This window comes from Microbacterium sp. Nx66 (assembly GCF_904066215.1).
In the GTDB taxonomy this organism is placed as follows: domain Bacteria; phylum Actinomycetota; class Actinomycetes; order Actinomycetales; family Microbacteriaceae; genus Microbacterium; species Microbacterium meiriae.
The window spans coordinates 1,267,191-1,287,319 of sequence record NZ_LR880474.1; the positions used below are offsets into that span (position 1 = coordinate 1,267,191).

The 20,129-nt window shown below is 67.8% G+C and carries 18 protein-coding genes; 12 read left to right on the forward strand and 6 right to left on the reverse strand.

Features of this window, described 5'->3' with window-relative positions; genetic code table 11:
• Positions 1-3: 3 nt before the first annotated feature.
• Positions 4-702 carry a glycosyltransferase family 2 protein gene (locus MICNX66_RS05930; protein ID WP_187663701.1) on the reverse strand — a complete coding sequence of 233 codons (699 nt, stop codon included), beginning with the start codon at positions 700-702 and terminating at the stop codon, positions 4-6.
• 76 nt (positions 703-778) lie between these two features.
• Between MICNX66_RS05930 and MICNX66_RS05935 the strand changes: the two genes are divergently transcribed.
• From MICNX66_RS05935 to MICNX66_RS05950, 4 genes are read left to right on the forward strand one after another with little or no spacing between them, the layout of a single operon-like run.
• Positions 779-1,942, forward strand: a complete 1,164-nt coding sequence (locus tag MICNX66_RS05935) for a glycosyltransferase (RefSeq protein WP_187663702.1) — start codon at positions 779-781, stop codon at positions 1,940-1,942.
• A 46-nt stretch (positions 1,943-1,988) separates the two neighbouring features.
• Positions 1,989-2,600, forward strand: a complete 612-nt coding sequence (locus tag MICNX66_RS05940; protein ID WP_232089213.1) for an acyltransferase — start codon at positions 1,989-1,991, stop codon at positions 2,598-2,600.
• Entirely contained in the window at positions 2,597-3,694 is a 1,098-nt protein-coding gene (locus tag MICNX66_RS05945; protein ID WP_187663704.1) for a DegT/DnrJ/EryC1/StrS family aminotransferase, read from the forward strand. Before MICNX66_RS05940 ends, MICNX66_RS05945 begins: the two co-directional genes overlap by 4 nt.
• Entirely contained in the window at positions 3,691-4,677 is a 987-nt protein-coding gene (locus tag MICNX66_RS05950; RefSeq protein WP_187664128.1) for a Gfo/Idh/MocA family protein, read from the forward strand. The genes MICNX66_RS05945 and MICNX66_RS05950 overlap by 4 nt, the downstream gene beginning before the upstream one ends.
• A gap of 54 nt (positions 4,678-4,731) precedes the next feature.
• Here MICNX66_RS05950 and MICNX66_RS05955 read toward each other — a convergent pair whose 3' ends face one another.
• The gene (locus tag MICNX66_RS05955; protein WP_187663705.1) at positions 4,732-5,964 is read right to left on the reverse strand and encodes a glycosyltransferase; all 1,233 of its coding nucleotides are present in this window, start codon (positions 5,962-5,964) and stop codon (positions 4,732-4,734) included.
• Positions 5,965-6,011: 47 nt separating this feature from the next.
• A complete protein-coding gene (locus MICNX66_RS05960) occupies positions 6,012-7,787 on the reverse strand; it encodes an ABC transporter ATP-binding protein (protein ID WP_187663706.1) in 1,776 nt (591 codons plus the stop codon).
• A 166-nt stretch (positions 7,788-7,953) separates the two neighbouring features.
• On the opposite strand from MICNX66_RS05960, the gene MICNX66_RS05965 reads away from it, so the two are divergent.
• From MICNX66_RS05965 to MICNX66_RS05995, 7 genes are all read left to right on the forward strand, one after another.
• Positions 7,954-9,258, forward strand: a complete 1,305-nt coding sequence (locus MICNX66_RS05965; RefSeq protein WP_187663707.1) for a glycosyltransferase — start codon at positions 7,954-7,956, stop codon at positions 9,256-9,258.
• A 50-nt stretch (positions 9,259-9,308) separates the two neighbouring features.
• Positions 9,309-10,376, forward strand: a complete 1,068-nt coding sequence (wecB, locus tag MICNX66_RS05970) for a non-hydrolyzing UDP-N-acetylglucosamine 2-epimerase (RefSeq protein ID WP_187663708.1) — start codon at positions 9,309-9,311, stop codon at positions 10,374-10,376.
• A 54-nt stretch (positions 10,377-10,430) separates the two neighbouring features.
• Positions 10,431-11,378, forward strand: a complete 948-nt coding sequence (locus MICNX66_RS05975) for a glycosyltransferase family 2 protein (protein WP_187663709.1) — start codon at positions 10,431-10,433, stop codon at positions 11,376-11,378.
• 72 nt (positions 11,379-11,450) lie between these two features.
• Positions 11,451-12,746 (forward strand): nucleotide sugar dehydrogenase, encoded by a 1,296-nt coding sequence (locus tag MICNX66_RS05980; RefSeq protein WP_187663710.1) that lies wholly within the window; start codon positions 11,451-11,453, stop codon positions 12,744-12,746.
• A 49-nt stretch (positions 12,747-12,795) separates the two neighbouring features.
• On the forward strand, positions 12,796-13,932 hold the full coding sequence (gene glf / locus MICNX66_RS05985; protein WP_187663711.1) for a UDP-galactopyranose mutase: 1,137 nt from the start codon (positions 12,796-12,798) through the stop codon (positions 13,930-13,932).
• Between the two features lie 10 nt (positions 13,933-13,942).
• Complete coding sequence (locus MICNX66_RS05990; protein WP_187663712.1) at positions 13,943-14,761, forward strand: ABC transporter permease; 819 nt, start codon at positions 13,943-13,945, stop codon at positions 14,759-14,761.
• Positions 14,761-15,495 (forward strand): ABC transporter ATP-binding protein, encoded by a 735-nt coding sequence (locus MICNX66_RS05995; RefSeq protein ID WP_187663713.1) that lies wholly within the window; start codon positions 14,761-14,763, stop codon positions 15,493-15,495. The genes MICNX66_RS05990 and MICNX66_RS05995 overlap by 1 nt, the downstream gene beginning before the upstream one ends.
• Positions 15,496-15,517: 22 nt before the next feature.
• Here MICNX66_RS05995 and MICNX66_RS06000 read toward each other — a convergent pair whose 3' ends face one another.
• Genes MICNX66_RS06000 through MICNX66_RS06010 form a run of 3 tightly spaced genes read right to left on the reverse strand, consistent with a single transcriptional unit; the run spans position 15,518 to position 18,988 of the window.
• Positions 15,518-16,117, reverse strand: coding sequence for a hypothetical protein (locus tag MICNX66_RS06000; protein WP_187663714.1), 600 nt, complete (start codon positions 16,115-16,117; stop codon positions 15,518-15,520).
• A 1-nt stretch (position 16,118) separates the two neighbouring features.
• Positions 16,119-17,081, reverse strand: a complete 963-nt coding sequence (locus MICNX66_RS06005; RefSeq protein ID WP_187663715.1) for a glycosyltransferase family 2 protein — start codon at positions 17,079-17,081, stop codon at positions 16,119-16,121.
• Positions 17,078-18,988, reverse strand: a complete 1,911-nt coding sequence (locus MICNX66_RS06010) for a glycosyltransferase (RefSeq protein WP_187663716.1) — start codon at positions 18,986-18,988, stop codon at positions 17,078-17,080. Before MICNX66_RS06010 ends, MICNX66_RS06005 begins: the two co-directional genes overlap by 4 nt.
• Before the next feature lie 147 nt (positions 18,989-19,135).
• Between MICNX66_RS06010 and galE the strand changes: the two genes are divergently transcribed.
• Positions 19,136-20,125 carry a UDP-glucose 4-epimerase GalE gene (galE, locus tag MICNX66_RS06015; protein WP_187663717.1) on the forward strand — a complete coding sequence of 330 codons (990 nt, stop codon included), beginning with the start codon at positions 19,136-19,138 and terminating at the stop codon, positions 20,123-20,125.
• Positions 20,126-20,129 lie beyond the last annotated feature (4 nt).

Genomic DNA, 20,129 nt, shown 5'->3' on the forward strand with positions numbered 1-20,129 from the left:
GGGTCACCTCACCACCAGATCGACGAGGATGTTGACCGAGTTCAGCACACTCTGTCCTTTGGCTTTCGAGTAGTCGGTGTAGAGCAGCTCGACCGGATACTCCCGCCAGGGCAGGCCGGTGCGGCCGAGCTCGAGCACGATCTCTGTGGCGTGCGCCATGCGGTCCTGCTTCAGATCGATCTGCTCGGCGGCGTCGCGGCGGATCACCCGGAGGCCGTTGTGCGCGTCGGTGAGCTTCAGACTGGTGGTGAGGTTCGTCACCCACACTGCGGTCTTCAGCATGACCTTCTTGATCCAGCCGGGGTTGGTCCGGTCGTCGAGGAAGCGCGAGCCGAAGACGATCGCGAGGTCCTCCGCACGCGCTAGCTCGAGCATCCCGAGGGCATCTTCGATACGGTGCTGGCCATCGGCGTCGAAGGTGACGATGTACTCGCACTCCGAGTGGCTGAGCGCGTAGGTGATGCCGGTCTGCAGTGCGGCACCCTGACCCAGGTTGACGGGGTGCTGGACGAGCATCGCTCCGGCCTCCGTGGCGATCCGTGCGGAAGCGTCGCTGGAGCCGTCGTCGACGCAGATGACGTGGGCGAACTCCTGACGCAACTGGGTGATCACACTGCCGATGACGCTGGCTTCGTTGTACAGGGGGATGACGATCCAGGCTCGCCGATCGGGCGTTCGAGGTGAGGGGACGCTCGGGGACATGATTCCATTGTGTCAGGTGTCTTTCCGGTCACCGTGAACCCCGAGCCCGTTGGACGAGATGACGAAACGAAACAGAGTGATCGTCGCGACCCGGCTGTACACCCCGGAGGTGACCGCCGCGAGCTTCCGGATGGAGGCGCTCGTGCAGGCCATGACGACGAGCGCGGACGTGACCGTGCTCACCACCCGGCCGCCAGCCGGCAGCGTCGCGCGCGCTGAGGACACCGCAGCCAGGATCAAACGGATGCCCGTGCTGCGTGACCGCTCCGGCGCGATCCGCGGGTACGTGCAGTACCTGTCGTTCGATATCCCTCTGTTCTTCCGTCTGCTCGTGAACCGTGCCGACGTTATCGTCGCGGAGGCGCCACCTACCACGGGGTTGGTGGCTGCCGTCGCCGGCATGCTCACCAGGCGACCGGTTGTGTACTACCCGGGGGACGTGTGGTCGGATGCCGTGGCCTCGACGGAGGCGCCAGGACTGGTGGTGCGACTGATGACAGCGGTCGAGCGCTTCGTGCTCCGGCGTTCCGCGCGGTCGATCGCCGTGTCGGCGGAGGTCGCCGAACGTCTGGTCGCGGTCGGTGCGCTGCCCGAGCGCGTCGTCGAGGTGGGCAACGGCATCGACACGGATGTGTTCCGCCCCGATGTGTCACCCGCCGCCGCCGAGCGTCCGTACTTCGTGTACACGGGAACGATGTCGGAGTGGCAGCAGCCCGACGTGTTCGTGCGCGCATTGGCCGAGCTGGACGACGTCGACGTCGATATCCGGTTCTTCGGCCAGGGATCCGTGGAGGCGGAACTGAAGGCGCTGGCGGACACGCTGGTGCCCGGCCGCGTGCACTTCGGTGGGCTCGTGCCGCCTGCAGGCTCGGCGTCCTGGATCAGGGGAGCGGTGGGTGCGCTCGTGAGCATCGTGCCCGGGATCGGCTACGATTTCGCACGACCGACGAAGACGTACGCTGCGGCCGCCGTCGGCACCCCCGTGCTCTTCGCGGGGGCGCAGACGGGCGCCGAGGTCGTTCGGGCCGCGGGTCTCGGTGAGGCCAGCGACTTCACGGTCTCCGAGGTCGCGCAGGCGATGCGACGACTCGTCGCCCAGGCACAGGACGGGACGACGGAGCGCGAGCGTCCGCGTCGAGCGCAATGGGCCGTCGACACGGTGTCCTGGAGCACGGTCGGTGGGAAGGCCGCCGATGTCGTGCGGAGCGTGCTTGACGGTCTGCGCGGCCGACGCCGGTAGAATCGCCTGTGGTGCCGCCACGTCCTGGCATCATGCAAGGAGCGCTGTGACCGAATCATCCCGCGTGCGGATCGTCGAATCCGCTGATGTCTCCTCGGATGCCTCCATCGGCGACGGCTCCTCGATCTGGCATCTCGCACAGGTGCGGGAGCAGGCGCAGCTCGGCGAGAACTGCATCATCGGGCGGGGGGCCTACGTCGGCACCGGCGTCGTCATGGGCGACAACTGCAAGGTGCAGAACTACGCGCTCGTCTACGAGCCGGCGCGGCTCGGCGACGGTGTCTTCATCGGGCCGGCCGTGGTCCTCACCAATGACACGTATCCGCGGGCCATCAACCCGGACGGCTCGATCAAGAGCGCGCACGACTGGGAGCCCGTCGGCGTCACGATCGAGACGGGCGCGGCGATCGGTGCCCGGGCGACGTGCGTCGCCCCGGTCACCATCGGCGCGTGGGCGACGGTCGCCGCGGGAGCGGTGGTCGTCAAGGACGTCCCGGCGTATGCACTCGTGGCGGGTGTGCCCGCCAAGCGGATCGGCTGGGTCGGCGAGTCCGGCGTACCGTTGACCGCCGGCGCCGAGGCCGGTGTATGGATTTGCCCGCAGAGCGGCGAACGCTATGCGGAGAACGATGGAACCCTGACCAAGGAGGCAGTGTGAGCGAGTTCATCCCCCCGGCGAAGCCGATCATCGGCGACGAGGAGCGCGAGGCCGTCGACCGGGTGCTCCGCAGCGGCATGGTCGCCCAGGGGCCGGAGGTCGCTGCCTTCGAGGCGGAGTTCGCCGATCACTTCGTGCAGGGGCGTCCGTCCGTCGCCGTCAACAGCGGCACCGCCGGCCTGCACCTCGGGCTGCTGGCTGCGGGCGTCGGTGCGGGCGATGAGGTCATCGTTCCGTCGTTCACATTTGCCGCGACCGGCAACTCCGTCGCACTCACCGGCGGCACGCCGGTCTTCGTCGACATCGAGCCGGAGACCTTCTCCCTCGATCCGGCCGCCGTCGCCGCCGCCATCACCCCGAACACCAAGGGCATCCTGCCCGTGCATCTTTACGGGCACCCGGCCCGCATGCGCGAGCTCGAGGCGCTGGCCGCTGACCGCGGTGTCGCGCTGTATGAAGACGCCGCGCAGGCGCACGGCGCTTCGCTGGACGGCCGCCCTGTCGGCACGTTCGGACAGTTCGCCATGTTCAGCCTCTACCCGACGAAGAACATGACCAGTGGTGAAGGTGGCATGGTCACGGCGGAGAACGCCGGGATCGCCCGGATGCTGAAACTGCTCCGCAACCAGGGCATGGAGCGTCAGTACGAGAACGAGATCGTCGGCTTCAACGCCCGTATGACCGACATCCACGCCGCCATCGGGCGTGTGCAGCTGACGAAGGTCGACGCGTGGACGGCTCAGCGCCAGGCGAACGCCGCGTTCCTGGATGCCGAGCTGCGAGGCGTCATGACGCCTCCGGTCGCCGAGGGCGCCGTGCACGTCTACCACCAGTACACGATCCGCGTCCCCGAGGACCGTGACGGCTTCGTCGCGGCTCTCAAGGCGGAGCACAATGTGGGCTCGGGCGTCTACTATCCGATACCGAATCACCGCCTGCCGTCGCTCGCACCCTACGCACCGGATCTGGACCTGCCCGAGACCGAGCGCGCCGCCCGCGAGGTGGTGTCGCTGCCGGTGCACCCGTCGCTGTCGCAGGACGACCTCGATCGCATCGTCACCGCAGTGAACACCCTCGCGGGAGCGGGCGCCTGATGGTGTTGCGGGCGGGTCTGCTCGGCGTTGGGATGATGGGACGCCATCACGCGCGCGTCCTGCGTGAGGTGGACGGCGTCGACCTGGTCGCTATCGCCGACCCCGGAGGAGACCCGCACGGTGTCGCCGGCGACCTCAGCATCCTGCCCGACATCGAAGCCCTCATCGATGCGGGCATCGATCTCGCCGTCGTCGCCGTGCCGACGCGTTTCCACGAGGACGCGGCGCTCAAACTGGCCGCCGCCGGAGTGCACACGCTGGTGGAGAAGCCCATCGCGCACAGCATCGAGGCCGGACAGCGCATGGTGGACGCGTTCGAGAGCGCGGGCCTGGTCGGCGCGGTCGGTCACATCGAGCGCTTCAACCCCGCGCTGCAGGAGCTGCGCCGTCGGATCGAGGCCGGTGAGCTCGGTGCGGTCTACCAGGTGGCGACGCGCCGGCAGGGGCCGTTCCCGTCCCGCATCGCCGACGTCGGAGTGGCGAAGGACCTCGCCTCGCACGACGTCGACCTCACGGCCTGGGTCGTGCAGTCCGACTACGAACGCGTGTTCGCGCAGACGGCGTTCAAGAGCGGCAGAGAGCATGAGGACATGATCACGATCACCGGGCGCACCATGTCGGGTGTCATCGTGAATAACATCGTCAATTGGCTCTCGCCCATGAAGGAGCGGTTGACCGTGGTCACAGGCGAGAAGGGCGCGTTCGTCGCCGACACCTCGACCGGCGATCTCACGTTCTACGCGAATGGCACCATTCCGCTGGAGTGGGAGTCCGTGTCGACGTTCCGTGGCGTGTCCGAGGGCGACGTCACCCGCTACGCCTTCGCGAAGCGGGAACCCCTGCGTGTCGAGCACGAGGCGTTCCGCGACGCGGTCCTGGGAGCCGACAGCGACGTGGTGACGATGGCCCAGGGCTTGCGCACGCTCGCAGTCGTCGAGGCCGCGCTGGAGTCCGCGCGCACGGGCAGCTCGATCACGATCTGAGGCCCGAGGGGTCCGGAGGGATGACTCAGCACGAGCTCCTTCCGGATCTCGGGCTCAGACGATCGCTTCCAGAGCGTCCAGGAACACCCGGCTCTGGGCGTCACGCGTGAACTGCGTGCCCTCGGCGAGCGATGGGGCCTGTACGCGTCCGGTGCGCGACTTCTCCTCGGCCATCGCGTATAGAGCGTCCGCGATCGCCGCGGGGTCATTGCTGACGACGCCGAGCCCGTTGTCGCGTATCAGGTCGCCGGCGGCGCTGTCCTCGAGCCCGGTCATGATGATCGGGCGCGCAGCTCCGATGTACTCGAAGACCTTGCCGCTCAGCACGCCCTTCTCGCCGGGGTCGTTCCACAGCAGAAGCAGCAGCGCGTCGGAGTCGGCTTGGATCTGCAGCGACTCCGCGTGGCTCACCTTCCCGTGCTGGCGGACGGCGGCATCGAGCCCCAGCGACTCGATGGCGGCAGCGACCTCGGCCGAATGCGGACCGTAGAAGTCGACGGAAATGCGGGTGTCCGGGTGCGCACGCAGCAGCTCCGCAACGCCGCTGAGGAACGGCAGGGGATCGCGTCTTTTAGGGATCACCCAGCCGCAGTAGGCGATGCGCAGTTCGGAAGAGGACGGGTGGTACTCGAGATGCGCGAAGTCCTGGGGGTCGTAGCCGTTGGTGACCACGACCGTGGGGACCCCATACGCAGCTTCGAGTTCGTCCGCGAGGGGGGCGCTGACCGTGGTGAGCAAGGCAGCGTCCGACACGTGCCGACGCTCGACAGACGAGTCCAGGCGACGTCGGAGCGCGCCGTACGGGTAGTAGGTGCTGTTGGAGAGCAGGTCACGGTAGTCGACGGCGAGCTCGGCCTCGAAGTGCTTCGCCAGTCTGGAACCGAGCATCAGGGCGCTGAACGGGCCGACGCTGGTCACGACCACGTCAGGGCGCCAGTCCCATGCGGCGGCGTGGCGCCCTGCGGCTTTCGCCCACCGGCCGTAGATGTCCGGCCAGACGAACTTCATCGCGATGGCGTAAGCGACCGACGCGGCACGGTGCCACGGCCGCGGCTTCTTCGGTTTGAGGCTCTGCACGCCGGAGACGGCCTTCATCATCGGGTCCGCCACGCGGTGGATGGTCAGCCCGGCGTGCTCGGGGACGATGAGACCCTCGTCCGCGCCGTCGCGGGTGAGCACACGCACCTCGTGCCCCGCGGAGGCCCAGAACGAGGCGAGCTTCGAGATCCGCACGGCGGCGATCTTGTTCTCGGGCGGGAAGAACGGGCAGATGAGCAGGATTCGCATGTTCCGGGTCTCCTGGGAAGGGCGGACGGGGGAGGGAGCGGACGAAGCTACGGCACAAGTCCGGCGAGCGACGCTTGGAACCGGAAGTCGGGTACCTGCGCGACGACTTCGTCGAAGGTGCCGAAGCCCAGGACGCGACCCTGATCGAGGTAGCAGACCTGGTCGTAGTGCCGGATGGTGGCGAGACGGTGCGCCACGGTGATGAAGGTCACCTTGCCGTGCAGCTCGTTCATCGATTCGACGACTCGGTTCTCGGTGGCCGTGTCGAGCGAGCTCGTTGCTTCGTCCATGACCATCACCAAGGGATCGGTGTAAAGCGCCCTGGCGATCCCGAGTCGCTGTTGCTGCCCTCCGGATACCGAGGAGCCGCGTTCGCCGAGACGCTCCTCGAGTCCGCCGGGACGCTCGGCAATCTCGCTGATGTGCGCTCGTCGAAGAGCCTGGACGACACGGTCGGGATCGTAGTCCTGCTCCCACGTCAGCGCGACGTTCTGCGCCACGGAGCCGTCGAACAGCGCCACCCGCTGCGGCACATACCCCACGCGCTGACGCCACTGATGCAGGACACGGTCCACGGGGTGCCCGTCGATCTCGAGAGTTCCCGACGTCGGTACGCTGAGGCCGAGGATGATGTCGATCAGCGTGGACTTCCCGGCGCCCGAAGGACCGACGATAGCGAGGCTGGATCCGAACGGGACGCTCAGATCGAGGTCCTTCAAGACCGGTCCGCGGTCACCGTCGTAGCTGAAGGAGACGTTCCGCAACCGCAGCTCGCGGGGGTGCAGGGGCAGGCTCTCGGAGTCGCTCGGCTCGGTCTGCACGGCCGTGTTCGTCTGCGTGAGCTGTCGGATCACGTCCCTCGCGTAGACCTCGTTCGAGGATGCGGCTGTGAGGCTGGCCTGCACAGCGTTCATCGAGGGGATCATCCGGAATCCGGACGCGGCGAACAGCGATATGGCCACGACAGCCTCCGCGGCGCCGCCGGTCAGGAATGCCGAGGCGCCGATGAGGACGAATCCGCCGATCAGGGCGGCCTCGAAGGCGTAGCGCGGGACGATGGTCATGAAGGCGAGGTTCGCCCGCGATCGGGTCGCAACCGCTCGGTTCTTCGAGATGACGCGCCCGGCCTCGTCAAGCTTGCCCCGCAACGTGACCTCTTTCAGCGCCTCCACCATCTCCGTCATCACAGTCGCGACCCGATAGGAGTAGTCACGACTGCGTTGGCCTTCGGATTTCGAACGACGGGAGAGCGTGAGCGAGATGGTTCCGGACACGATCGAGAGGTAGACGAAGGCGATCAGTGCCGTCAGCGGCTGAGCGATCACGAGGATGAGCAGTGCCGCGAGGAACGTGAACAGGTTGCCGGGCACTTGGGAGAGCGCGAGAAGGAATCCGCGGTTCGCGCTGCCCACCGAGGAATCGACCACGCGCGTGAGCTCCGCAGTGCTGATCCGCGAACGGTCCTCCCAGCTTGAGTGGGTGTACGCGGCGAACAACCTGTCGCCGAGGTCCAGCTCGTACCTGGCGAACCGGCGCGTGGCGCGCCAGTGCAGCGTCGCCGCGAGCACTCCCTTGAGGATGAACAGCGCGGCGACGGCGACCACGACCCAGGCCGTGGCCGACTCGGGGAGCGGGCCGAAGAACGGGATCTCGATCGGTTTGTCGGTGACGAAGGTGTTCACCGCGAGGACAATCAGAGCCAGCGCCGCGGTGTCGAGGATCGCGAGCAGGCCTGTGGCGATCGAATACCAGAGATAGAACGGGCGGGCATCGCGCGGAAGCACGCGGAACAGATCGAGCAGTGTCCGCCAGATGCTTCTCATCGGGGTGAGTCTCCTTGCTGTTTCACAGGGCTACGCCGACGCGGGAAACCCTCATGGATCCTACCCGTTGGCATTCGGGCGGATCTGTGGGCGTGCGCAGAGACGCGGAGGCGTCGCTCTTCACCCGTGTGCGAGGATGGACGGCAGCTGAACCGACGGGAGTCCGATGCGCCACGCCGCCGCCAGAGAGCAGGCTTCGGAGACCTGCCTGATCCTCCTCACGAACTGCTTCCCGTTCGCCCCCGGCGAGGAGTTCCTCGAATCGGAGATCGGCCACCTCGCGGCGGCATTCGATCGTGTGCTCCTCATCCCGGTCGTCCGCAGCGTCGGACAGACACGGAGACGGGCGACTCCCGAGAACGTCGAGGTGATCCTCCCCGAAGCCGTCAGCACGGCGAAGGCCGGCATCCGGAGAGCTCTTCGCTATGTGGTCCGGCACCCCGTCAGAGCCGCGGCGGCTTTCGGGCGCGCATTGCGATCCTTCCCCCATCCGCGGCGGATCTTCGTCGACCTCCGTCTCGATCTGCTCGCCTGCACGGTCGCCGACGAGGTGGCAGCACCGGTCCGCGCGCGGCTCGCTCCGGGAACGCGCGCCGTGTTGTACAGCTACTGGATGATGGTGCCGGCGCGGACGGCGGTGCGACTGGCTGACCGGTTGGGCAGTCGGACGGTGCCGGTGATCAGCCGCGCACACGGCTACGACGTGTTCTCCGAGCGTAGCCCTGGCGACTTCCTGCCTCAGCGCGAGCTGCTCCTCTCCCGCGTCTCGGAGGTCTTCACCGCTTCAGAGCACGGGGCGGACTACCTCCGGACGAAGTACCCGGACTACGCCGACCGCATCAAGACTGGCCATCTCGGTGTCGCACCGGCGAGGTCGGCAGGCAACGTGGTGCAACACCCGCTGAAGGTGTACACCTGCGCCTACCTGGTGCCGGTGAAGCGCATCCCGCTGCTCATACAGGCGCTTGCCGTCGCGCAGCGTCGGGGGCTGAAGGTCACCTGGACCCACATCGGCTCAGGGGGTGGGGAGTATGCCGCTGCTGTCGAGAGACAGGCGGGCGAACACCTGGAGTCCGGAACCTTCGAGTTCCTCGGCGACCTCACCAACGACGAAGTCCGCGCGCAGTACACAGCACAGCCGGGCGGTGTGTTCGTCAACGTTTCCGAATCGGAGGGGGTTCCCGTGTCGATCATGGAGGCACTCGCACAGGGGTTCCCCGTGATCGCCACGGACGTCGGGGGCAACAGCGAACTGATCGACGTCGATGGCGGGATGTTCGACGGACTGCTCCCGGCTACGCCGACCGCCGAGGAGATCGCCGACCGACTCGAGCTGCTGACCGCTGCGGAGACGGATGACTACCGACGGTACGTGGAGGCGAGCATCGCGCACTGGAAGCGGGCATGGTCGAGCGACGCGAACTACTCCGCGTTCAGCGCACACCTGCTCGGCGCGGCGCGCGCAATCTGACAGCCTGTCCAAGCGCATCGCCCCGCAGCGGCTTGCCTAGGATGGGTGTCGTGAAGATCATGAGTGTCGTGGGCGCGCGCCCGCAGTTCGTCAAGCTCGCCCCCATCGCCCACGCCATGCAGGCTGCCGGCCACGAGCACGTCATCGTGCACACCGGCCAGCACTACGACCCGATGCTCTCGGACGTTTTCTTCCGCGACCTCGGCATCCCCGAGCCGGACGCGCACCTGGGTGTCGGTTCCGCTTCACACGGTGTTCAGACGGGCGCGATGCTCGCCCAGATGGATGAGGTGCTTGCGCGTTTCGAGCCGGACAGTGTCCTCGTCTACGGCGACACGAATTCCACGCTCGCGGCCGCCATCAGCGCGGTGAAGCTGCACTACCCCGTGGCCCATCTGGAGGCAGGGTTGCGGTCCTTCAACAGGGCGATGCCCGAGGAACACAACCGTGTACTCACCGACCATTCCGCCGATCTCTGCCTCGCACCCACTGAAGTGGCGATGGGGCACCTCGCAGAGGAGGGACTCTCCGCGCGGTCGGTCTTGGTTGGCGACGTCATGACCGACGTGCTGTTCCAGGTTCGTGATGCTGTGATCCGCGAGGGCTCGACCGACGCTGCAGGCATCAGTGGTCCGGGGGAGTACTACGTGGCCACCATTCACCGCGCCGAGAACACGGATAGCCCTGAGCGGCTGCGCGAAGTCGTTGCGGCCTTGGCTGCCGCGGACAAGCCGGTGATCCTGCTGGCGCATCCGCGCGTGCGCGCCAAAGCGGCCGAGCACGGCATCGCGCTCGACGCGGGCGCGTTGCGAACGCGGGATCCACTCGCGTACCCGGAGCTGATCGCCGCGGTTCTCTCGAGCGCCGGCGTCGTGACTGATTCCGGAGGCCTGCAGAAGGAGGCCTTCCTGCTGAGGGTGCCGTGCACCACAGTCCGGCGTGAGACCGAGTGGGTGGAGACGGTCGATCTCGGATGGAATGTGCTGGCGAACTCCGCGGAGGAGATCACCGCCGCACTGACGAGGCCGGCGCCCGAAGCGACCGAGGCGGCCCCGTACGGCGACGGGCATGCCGCGACACGCGCGGTGAACGCGATCGTCGCGGCTTTCGGCGGCTGAGCACTCGGCGCAGGGCGCCAGCGTGGCCATGTGGTTCTGCGATACGATTCGGCCGTGCTTCTGACTATCGGGATCCCCACCTACAACCGCGCCGAGGACGTCAGGAAGACCGTGACGGAGATCCTGGCGCACGAGGATTCTGAACTGGTCGACATCGTCGTCATCGACGACGGGGGAACCGACGACGCCGCTGAGCGCCTGCGCGCAGATCCGGCGGTCGTCGACAGGGTCCGCGTGCTGCGGAACCCGGAGAATCTGGGTTACGCAGGCACCTTTGCGAGGTTGTTCCGCGAGTGCGAGACCGAGTACCTCATGCTCACGGCCGATGACGACCGTGTCCTGATGGAGAACATCCGAGCCCTTGTGGAATACCTGAGCGACCACGCCCCCGTTTTCGTCTCTCCCCAGTTCCTCAGAGATGGGCGAGTTTCCCGGGGACGCTCGTTCACCGGGGCGATCGCCCCCAGGGACTTCCTCGCGGCATCCGCGCACGCGCCGGGCCTGGTGTATCGCGTGGAGGACTGCCTGCCCGCGCTGGGGGAGCTCGCGGAGCGAGCGGAGGCCGAGGAGGTCGACGCCCTCGTATACCCGCAGGTGCACATCGCCATGCGCCTGATGCTGGCTGGCGAACGCTGCACCTGGCTCGCGCTGCCCACCGTCGCCGAAGGTGCGTACCGGCCATCGGGTATCCGGGATGCGGCAGGGGGCCAGTACTGGTCGGTCGAGTCGCGTTGGAAACAGCTGCAGGCATACGACGCTCTTCTCTCCCGGTGGACCGCCGACGATGCGAGCGGGCGGGCGCAGGAGATGCTCACAGCGCAGCGGGACCGCGCCTTCCATGCGATCGCGAGCGCTATCCGCATGGAGCACCCTGACCTCGGCGCCGCGTTCGACGAGGGTGCTCGTCGGCGTTATCAGAGAACCCTGCGAAGCCGCATCCTTGCCGTGCCGATCGTCGGGTGGGTGGTGCGCCAGCGCCGGTCTTTCGCACGCCGATCATGACGGTGCTCCCCCTTCCGAGGGGTCTGTCGCGCGCGGGCATCATCCGCCGAATCGCCCCATAGACTGGACCCCATGCGTATCGCCGTCGTGGCCCTCGGAAAGATCGGGCTTCCCCTCGCCGTCCAGTTCGCCTCCTCCGGTCACGATGTGATCGGCGTCGATGTCAACCAGAAGGCGGTCGACATCATCAACGCCGGGCAGGAGCCGTTCCCCGGTGAGGCCCACCTGGCGGAGAAGCTGCAGGAGCTCGTCCCCTCCGGCCGTCTGCGCGCCACGACCGATTACGCCGAGGCGATCCCGGGAGCCGACGCCGTCGTGCTCGTCGCACCCGTGTTCGTGAACGACGAGACATGGGAGCCGGACTTCCAGTACATGGACTCGGCGACGCGATCGCTCGCCGAGCACCTCACGCCCGGCACCCTGGTGTCGTACGAGACGACGCTGCCCGTGGGGACGACGCGGAACCGGTGGAAGCCCATGATCGAAGGGGGCTCCGGCCTGACGGAGGGCACGGACTTCTTCCTCGCTTACTCGCCGGAGCGCGTGCTCACCGGGCGGGTCTTCGCGGACCTGCGCAAGTACCCGAAGCTCATCGGCGCGCTGTCCGACGAGGGAAACCGTCGCGCCCGCGAGTTCTACGAGTCCGTCCTGCAGTTCGACGAGCGTCCCGACCTCCCTCGCCCCAACGGTGTGTGGGACCTGGGAACGACGGAGGCCTCGGAGATGGCGAAGCTCGCCGAGACGACGTACCGCGACGTGAACATCGGTCTGGCCAACCAGTTCGGTCTGTTCGCCGCTGCACACGGCATCGACGTCTACAAGGTGATCGAGGCCTGCAACTCGCAGCCGTACAGCCACATCCACCGCCCCGGCATCGCCGTCGGCGGACACTGCATCCCGGTCTACCCCCGCCTGTACCTGTCCACCGACCCCGACGCCGACATCGTGCGCGTCGCGCGCCAGCTCAACGCCTCCATGCCGGAGCGCCTGGTGGCGCAGGCGGAAGGCATCCTCGGCGACCTGAGCGGTCTGCGGGCGGTCGTGCTCGGGGCCGCCTATCGCGGCGGCGTCAAGGAGACGGCGTTCTCCGGCGTGTTCCCGACGGTGAAGGCTCTCCAGGACCGCGGCGCGCAGGTCGTGGTGCACGATCCGCTGTACAGCGACGAGGAGCTCGGACGCCTCGGCTTCGACGCGTACGAGTTCGGCGGCGAGGCGGACCTCGTGATCCTGCAGACGGATCACGCCGACTACCGCGAAGTGTCGCCGGCGGACCTGCCGGGGGTCCGGCTGCTCGTCGACGGGCGCAACGCCACGGATGCGGCTCGCTGGGCGGGGACCCCGCGGATCGTGGTGGGCGCTGCGGCCTGATCGGCCCGGTGACCCGACCTCCCAGGCGCGCCCCGATACGATGGGGAACATGGATCTTCTCGTCGTCGGGTCGGGTTTCTTCGGCCTCACCATCGCCGAGCGCGCCGCGGAAGCGGGCCGCACGGTGACCGTCATCGACCGCCGCTCGCACATCGGCGGCAACGCCTACAGCGAGGCGGAGCCCGAGACCGGGATCGAGGTGCATCGCTACGGTGCGCACCTGTTCCACACGTCGAACGCGACGGTGTGGGAGTACGTCAACCGCTTCACGTCGTTCACGAACTACGTGCACCGCGTCTACACGACCCACAAGGGCGTCGTCTTCCCGATGCCGGTGAACCTGGGGACGATCAACCAGTTCTTCCAGGCCGCGTACACGCCGGACCAGGCTCGCGCTCTCGTCAAGGAGCAGGCGGGCGAGTTCGATGCGAAGTCCGCGACGAACTTCGAGGAGAAGGGCATCGCCCTCGTCGGCCGCCCGCTGTTCGAGGCGTTCTTCCGCGACTACACCGCGAAGCAGTGGCAGACGGACCCGCAGAAGCTCTCCGGCGACATCATCAGCCGGCTCCCGGTGCGCTACACCTACGACAACCGGTACTTCAACGACACCTGGGAGGGCCTGCCCACGGACGGCTACACGGCGTGGCTCGAGCGGATGGCCGACCACCCCCGCATCGAGGTGAAGCTGGACGTCGACTACTTCGACGAGTCCCAGCCGCTGAACAAGAAGGCGACCGTCGGTCAGGTCCCGGTGGTCTACACCGGTCCCGTCGACCGCTACTTCGACTACGCCGAGGGGGCGCTGAGCTGGCGCACGCTCGACTTCGAGCAGGAGGTGCTGGACGTCCGCGACTTCCAGGGCACCAGCGTCATGAACTACCCGGACATGGACGTGCCGTACACGCGCATCCACGAGTTCAAGCACTTCCATCCGGAGCGCAAGGACGTCTACGAGTCCGAGAAGACCGTGATCATGCGGGAGTTCTCCCGGTTCGCCGAGCGCGCCGACGAGCCGTACTACCCGGTGAACACCCCGGCCGACCGCGAGGGCCTGCTGGCGTACCGCGAGCTCGCGAAGGGGGAGAAGGACGTCCACTTCGGCGGTCGCCTCGGCACGTACCAGTACCTCGACATGCATATGGCCATCGGGTCGGCGCTGTCGCTCTGGAACAACACTCTCTCCTAGACTCGGAATCGTGAGTCACGCTGCTGTCGGGGCGCCCGGGACGCCCCGGCGCTATCTGCATTCGCTGTGGCTGCTGTCCGCGCGCGACCTCAAGGTCCGGTATGCGACCAGCTTCCTCGGTTACGTGTGGTCGGTTCTCGACCCGCTGGTGATGAGCGCGATCTACTGGTTCGTGTTCACGCAGGTGTTCAGCCGCGACGTCGGCGAGCAGCCGTACATCATCTTCCTCATCAGTGCGCTGCTGCCGTGGGTGTGGTTCAACAGCTCGGTGTCGGACTTCACCCGGGCGTTCAAGAAGGACGCCCGCCTCGTCCGCTCGACGTCGATCCCTCGTTCCATCTGGGTGAACCGCATCGTCCTCAGCAAGGGCATGGAGTTCCTGTTCTCCCTGCCGGTGCTGGTGCTGTTCATCGTCATCAACCTCCTGTTCGAGAGTCATGCCGACCAGGTCGTGCAGATCGGCTGGGGCGTGCTGTGGGTGCCGGTGGCCATCCTCATGCAGACCGTGCTGCTCGTCGGGCTCGGCTTGCTCGTCGCTCCGCTGTGCGTGCTCTACACCGACCTCGAGCGCACCACCGCCCTCATCCTGCGTGCGATGTTCTACGCGACACCGATCATCTACAACGTCACGGACCTGCCCGGCATCTTCCAGACCCTCGGCGCCTTCAATCCGCTCGCGGGGATCTTCATGCTGTACCGCATGCCGTTCTTCCCCGATCAGTGGAACCCGTTCACGCTCACCGTCAGCGCCGTGATGTGCCTGGTCATCCTCGCGCTCGGCGTCTGGGCGTTCCGACGTCTCGAGCGCCCCGTCCTGAAGGAGCTGTGATGGACGCCGCTATCGTCGTGCAGAACCTCGGCGTCCGCTTCCGCCGCAACCGTCGCGGGCAGCGGAACTTCAAGGACCTCTTCGCAGGAGCGTCCCGGCGCTCGCGTCCCGGCGAGTTCTGGGCGCTGCGCGACGTCTCCTTCACCGTGCAGCCGGGTGAGTCGATCGGCGTGGTCGGTCGGAACGGGCAGGGCAAGTCGACGCTGCTCCGCCTCGTGGCCGGCGTCCTCCTGCCCGATGAGGGCACGGTGAGTGTGAACGGCGGCGTCGCCCCGCTCATCGAGATCACCGGCGGATTCGTCGGCGACCTCACGGTCCGGGAGAACGTCCGCCTGACCGCCGGACTGCACGGCATGTCGAAGGACGAGGTCGCCCGTCGGTACGACGACATCATCGCCTTCGCCGAACTCGCCGGATTCGAGGAGACGCCCTACAAGCACCTCTCGAACGGCATGAAGGTGCGTCTGGCGTTCTCCGTCGTCTCGCAGCTCGACGAACCCATCCTGCTCGTCGACGAGGTGCTCGCGGTCGGCGACAAGGCCTTCAGGGAGAAGTGCTACAAGCGCATCGACGAACTGCTCTCGGACGGCCGCACGCTGTTCTTCGTCAGTCACAACGAGCGCGACCTGCGCCGGTTCTGCACCAGGGGGCTGTACCTGGATCGCGGCACGCTCGCCATGGACGCCCCGATCAAGGACGTCCTGGACCGCTACAACGCGGACTACTCCGTCTGAGGCGACGCACCGACCCGGAGTGTCAGAGGCCGACGAGGCCGCGCAGATCTGCCGCGGCGGAGCGTGCATCGGCGATCGCCCCTGACACTCCGGAGCCGCTCTCGATCGCCGCTCGCAGTGCTGCGAGGCGCTGCGCGTAGGTCTCCACGCCGGAGCGCCAGGGGTCCTGGATGGACGACGGCGGCAGTGCGTCGCCCAGGCGCTGCGCGTCCTGCTGGAGCGAATCCACGACAGGAAGCGCGTCCTGGCCGCTCGCTCCCGCGATGATGTCGAGTCCCCGGTCAGCGGAGTTCAGCCACCCGGACACCTTGTCGCGGAAGACCTCGACCGTCGGGTCGCCGACCGGGGGCGCGGTCGTGATCGGAGTCGGGTCCGGGGTCGCGGACGGGGCCGACGTGGCGGTCGGCGTGGGAGCGGACGTCTCGGACGGGCTTGCCGTCGGAGACGGACTCGCGCTGCCGGCGGGCTCGGGGCCACCATCGCGCGGCAACAGGAAGAACAGCAGGACCCCGACGATCGCGAGCACCGCAACGCTCAGCCCGACGATCAGCCACACCCGGCCGGTGCGCTTCGGCGCGGGGGGAAGCGGGGCCCACCGTACCTCGGGCTGCGGCTCGTCCATGTCAGGCCTCCAGAGGGCTCATCGGCTCCCAGGTGCGATCGCGACCGATGCGGCCGCCGTCCCTGAGCCCGCGGAACAGGTTGCTCGTGCCGCGGACGGTGCGCTCCACGAAGACGAGCCGGATCAGCTCCTTGAAGAACGTCGCGGTCGTCCCGAGACCGAACAGCACGGGGTTGTAGACGCCGTGCACGCGATAGTACTGCTTGATGAAGGCCCGGTTGCGCATGATGTAGTAACGGTAGGCGTTGCTCGAGGCGTTCATGTGCCGGATGCCCATGTCCCACTGCCGGATCTCGCGGGTGCGGCGCAGCACGAACTCGTCGACGATGACCGCGGTGGTCAGGCGCGAGGCCAGCCACCCGTACATCTGGTCGTCCCAGTAGATGAAGAAGCGGGGGTCGGGGAGGCCGATCTGCTTCACGATCGAGCGGTGGATGAACATCCCCTCGAAGCAGCCGCTGTTCATCTCCTTGTAGCCGGAGGAATCGAAGCCTGCAGGGGCGAAGGGGATCGGGATGCCCATGCGCTCCGCGATGCGGTACTGCCAGTAGAACTCGCTGCCGTCGTAGTCGTAGCGCCGTCCCTGGATGCTCTTGAAGCGCGGTGCCCAGGCGCCCATTCGGGCGAGACCGTCCGGGAGCACTTCGACGTCGTCGTCCATCATCCAGATCCACTGCGCGCCGAGGTCGTACGCCGTGCGCATGCCCTCGCTGAATCCGCCGGACCCGCCGGTGTTGACGTCGAGACGGCGATACACGAGGTCGGTGCCGATGTCGTCTCGGAAGGACTCGACGACGTCGGTCGTATCGTCCGAGGAGGCGTTGTCGATCACGATCACGTGGCCCGGCTTCGGATCCATCGCGGTGATGCTCGTGAGCAGGCCGGTCAGCAGATGCGAGCGGTTGTACGTGACGATGACGATCGCGGCGGAAGAGGGATCGAAGGCAGGAGCCTCGGTGGTCATGCCTTCTCCTCGAAGACCTGCTGCCAGGATTCGGGCGAGACGAGCTCCGGCAGTGCTTCCCGGTACTGACGCTGCAGTTCGGGCCATCGACGTCGCAGCTGAGCGTGCAGACGCACGGTGTCTCGGAGCATGCGGCGGTACTTGGCACGGTCGCGCGTGTAGATGTTCTTCCCGGACCCGTCGGCGGCGCTCACGAGCGCGCTGTCGTACAGCGGGACGCGCCACCAGTGTGCGTCACCCTTCCCGAACTCCACCTCCGGCCGAGCGATGTTCGCCGGGTCAGGGCGGTGCACCCAGTGCGAGAGCAGCGTCTTCAGTGTGAAGATCCGCAGTCGCAAGCCGGTCGGGCTGTCGAACTCGTTCTTCGGCAGCCGCTTGTAGACCTGTCGTCCGCGGCGCGAGTGCAGCACGCGCGCAGGATCGCGATGGACCACCGTCTCCGGGTATTCCGCGGCCAGGGCGCGTGCGGCCGGCATCGCCGTGGCCAGGTTGCGGCGCATGTGGTCGGGTCCGGAGAGCACGTCGCGGAGGGCGCGATTGCGCAGCGCCACCGGGTAGTACTGCATCATCATGAGGTGCTTCAGATCCACGCGCCGGCTGTGCACGATGAGGCGGCCGCCTCGAGGTGCTCCGGAGTGCAGGAGCCCGGCGACGATCCGGTTGCGGGCGTGGAAGTAGGCCTGCCAGTCGATCGAGTCGTCCTTGTTCACCCAGGAGACGTGCCAGAGCGCGACGCCGGGCATCGACACGGTCGGGAAGCCCGCCTCGCCGGCACGCAGGCAGAACTCGGCGTCGTCCCACTTGATGAAGGCGGGAAGGGACAGCCCGACCTTGCGCACCGCGTCGAGCGGGATGAGGCACATCCACCAGCCGTTGTAGTCGGCGTCCATCCGCATGTGCAGCAGCGGCGACTGGCGCAGGTTGGCGACGCCGAAGTCGTGCGGCATCTTCTCCTGGTAGAGGTTGCGCCACATGAACGGCCCCTCGTCGACGACCTCCGCCCAGCCGTGCAGCTTCGGGCGGTCGAGGAGGTCGAACATGTGTCCGCCGACGAGCACGGGCGTCGTCGCGAACTGACCGAAGACGATGGAGCGCCGCAGGGACTCCGGCTCGATGCGGACGTCGTCGTCCAGCAACTGCACGAAGTCGCTCTCCGGGCGCTGCAGGGACTCGTGCATCGCTCGGGCGAAGCCGCCCGATCCGCCGAGGTTGCCCTGGCGGATGACCTGCAGCGTCTCGCCCAGGCGCTCGGCGACCTCGGCGTAGCCGTCCTGGTCCGCGACGAGCTGCGTGCCCTGGTCGACGAGGAAGATGCGGTCGACGAACTCCAGCGCATCGGGGGAGGAGGCGAGCGCCCTCAGGGTCTCCACGCAGTAGTCGGGCTTGTTGTACGTCGTGATGCCGAGGGAGGCCTTCCCGGTGCGGGCAGGCTCCTGCTCAGTGGTCCACTCCGCGCCCTCGAGCACGGCGGGCTTCTCGTCGGCGACGATGTCGAACCAGATCCAGCCGCCGTCGCTGTACTGGGTGAGGTCGAGGTCGAACGAGGTCGTCGCCTCGCCGGTGACCTCCCGAGTGGCCACGCGCTGGCGGACTCCGCCGCCGTTGGAGCGGTAGACGAGGATGGTCGCCGGCCCCGTGGTCCGTACCGTGAGCTGCACCTCGCGGACGCTCGTCCAGTGCTGCCAGTACGACGCGGGGAAGGCGTTGAAGTAGGTACCGAGGGAGACGCGCCGACCGGCCACGATGCGGGCGCGGTGCCGTCCCAGGATGTTGCCCAGGTGCGCGCGGCTGGAGACCCGGACCGGTTCCTCCTCGATCACCGACCACGTTTCCGGATCCGCGTACAGCGGGAGAAGATCGGGGTCGCGATCGAGCGGGAAGACGACGTTCTGAAGGACGTGGGCCACAGGGAGGTTCTCCGTTGTTGGTGCCGCGGTTGCTGCCGGAGGGGCAGCGCGCGACTCGACGAGCAGTGAGTAGCCTACCGGTGGTCGCCTTCGGATCTGCGGAGAGCCGACCCCCTGCGCTCGGCGCGTCTGGCTAGACTGGCCGCGATGAAGGTACTGATCACCGGCGGGGCCGGCTACATCGGATCGACCGTGGCGACGGCGTGCATCGAGGCCGGGATCGAGGTCGTGGTGCTCGACGATCTGTCCACCGGGCTGGCGGCCTTCGGGGAGGGACGCCACCTCTACGTCGGCGACATCGCCGACGCCGCCGTCCTCGACCGGCTGCTGAGCGAGCACCCCGACATCGACGCGGTCGTGCACTGCGCCGCGCGCATCGTCGTGCCGGAGTCCGTGGCCGATCCGCTCGGCTACTACGACAGCAACGTCGGCAAGACGATCACGCTCCTCCGGCGCCTCCGCGATGCGGGCATCCCGCGCATCGTGTTCAGCTCCTCCGCCTCGATCTACGCGGGGGAGACGGGCGACGGGGTCGACGAGAGCGGGCGTCTCGCCCCCTCGAGCCCCTACGCGACCACGAAGGCCATGGTCGAGCAGATCCTCTCCGATGCCGCCGCCGCCGGGGACTTCCGGGCCATCGCGCTCCGCTACTTCAACCCGATCGGTGCCGACCCGAAGCTCCGGACCGGACTGCAGAACCCCACGCCGTCGCACGCGCTCGGCAAGATCATGCAGGCGCGCGCGGCCGGTGAGCCTTTCACGATCACCGGCACGGACTGGGCCACCCGTGACGGGTCGGGCCTGCGGGACTACATCCACGTCTGGGATCTCGCGCTCGCACACGTCGCGGCGGTGACCCGTTTCGACGACGTCGCGACGCCGGAGCAGCCGTATCAGGTGATCAACCTCGGCACCGGAGACGGTGTCACGGTCCGGGAACTCGTGCAGGCGTTCGAGCGCGTGACCGGGGCACCGCTGCCTGTGGTCGAGACCGATCGCCGGCCCGGCGACCAGGCCGGGGCCTTCGCGATCGTGGATCGGGCGCGCGAGGTGCTGGGGTGGCGTGCGGAGCGCTCTGTCGACGACGGCGTGCGCGACGCGCTCGCCTGGGCGGAGAAGCTCCCCACCGTCCGCTGACCGC

Excerpts from the sequence above, each read along its gene's own strand:
- MICNX66_RS05930 (WP_187663701.1), bottom strand. The coding sequence starts at position 702 with ATGTCCCCGAGCGTCCCCTCACCTCGAACGCCCGATCGGCGAGCCTGG.
- MICNX66_RS05955 (WP_187663705.1), bottom strand. The coding sequence starts at position 5,964 with ATGCGAATCCTGCTCATCTGCCCGTTCTTCCCGCCCGAGAACAAGATC.
- MICNX66_RS05960 (WP_187663706.1), bottom strand. The coding sequence starts at position 7,787 with ATGAGAAGCATCTGGCGGACACTGCTCGATCTGTTCCGCGTGCTTCCG.
- MICNX66_RS05965 (WP_187663707.1), top strand. The coding sequence starts at position 7,954 with ATGCGCCACGCCGCCGCCAGAGAGCAGGCTTCGGAGACCTGCCTGATC.
- MICNX66_RS05980 (WP_187663710.1), top strand. The coding sequence starts at position 11,451 with ATGCGTATCGCCGTCGTGGCCCTCGGAAAGATCGGGCTTCCCCTCGCC.
- glf (WP_187663711.1), top strand. The coding sequence starts at position 12,796 with ATGGATCTTCTCGTCGTCGGGTCGGGTTTCTTCGGCCTCACCATCGCC.
- MICNX66_RS05995 (WP_187663713.1), top strand. The coding sequence starts at position 14,761 with ATGGACGCCGCTATCGTCGTGCAGAACCTCGGCGTCCGCTTCCGCCGC.
- MICNX66_RS06000 (WP_187663714.1), bottom strand. The coding sequence starts at position 16,117 with ATGGACGAGCCGCAGCCCGAGGTACGGTGGGCCCCGCTTCCCCCCGCG.
- MICNX66_RS06005 (WP_187663715.1), bottom strand. The coding sequence starts at position 17,081 with ATGACCACCGAGGCTCCTGCCTTCGATCCCTCTTCCGCCGCGATCGTC.
- galE (WP_187663717.1), top strand. The coding sequence starts at position 19,136 with ATGAAGGTACTGATCACCGGCGGGGCCGGCTACATCGGATCGACCGTG.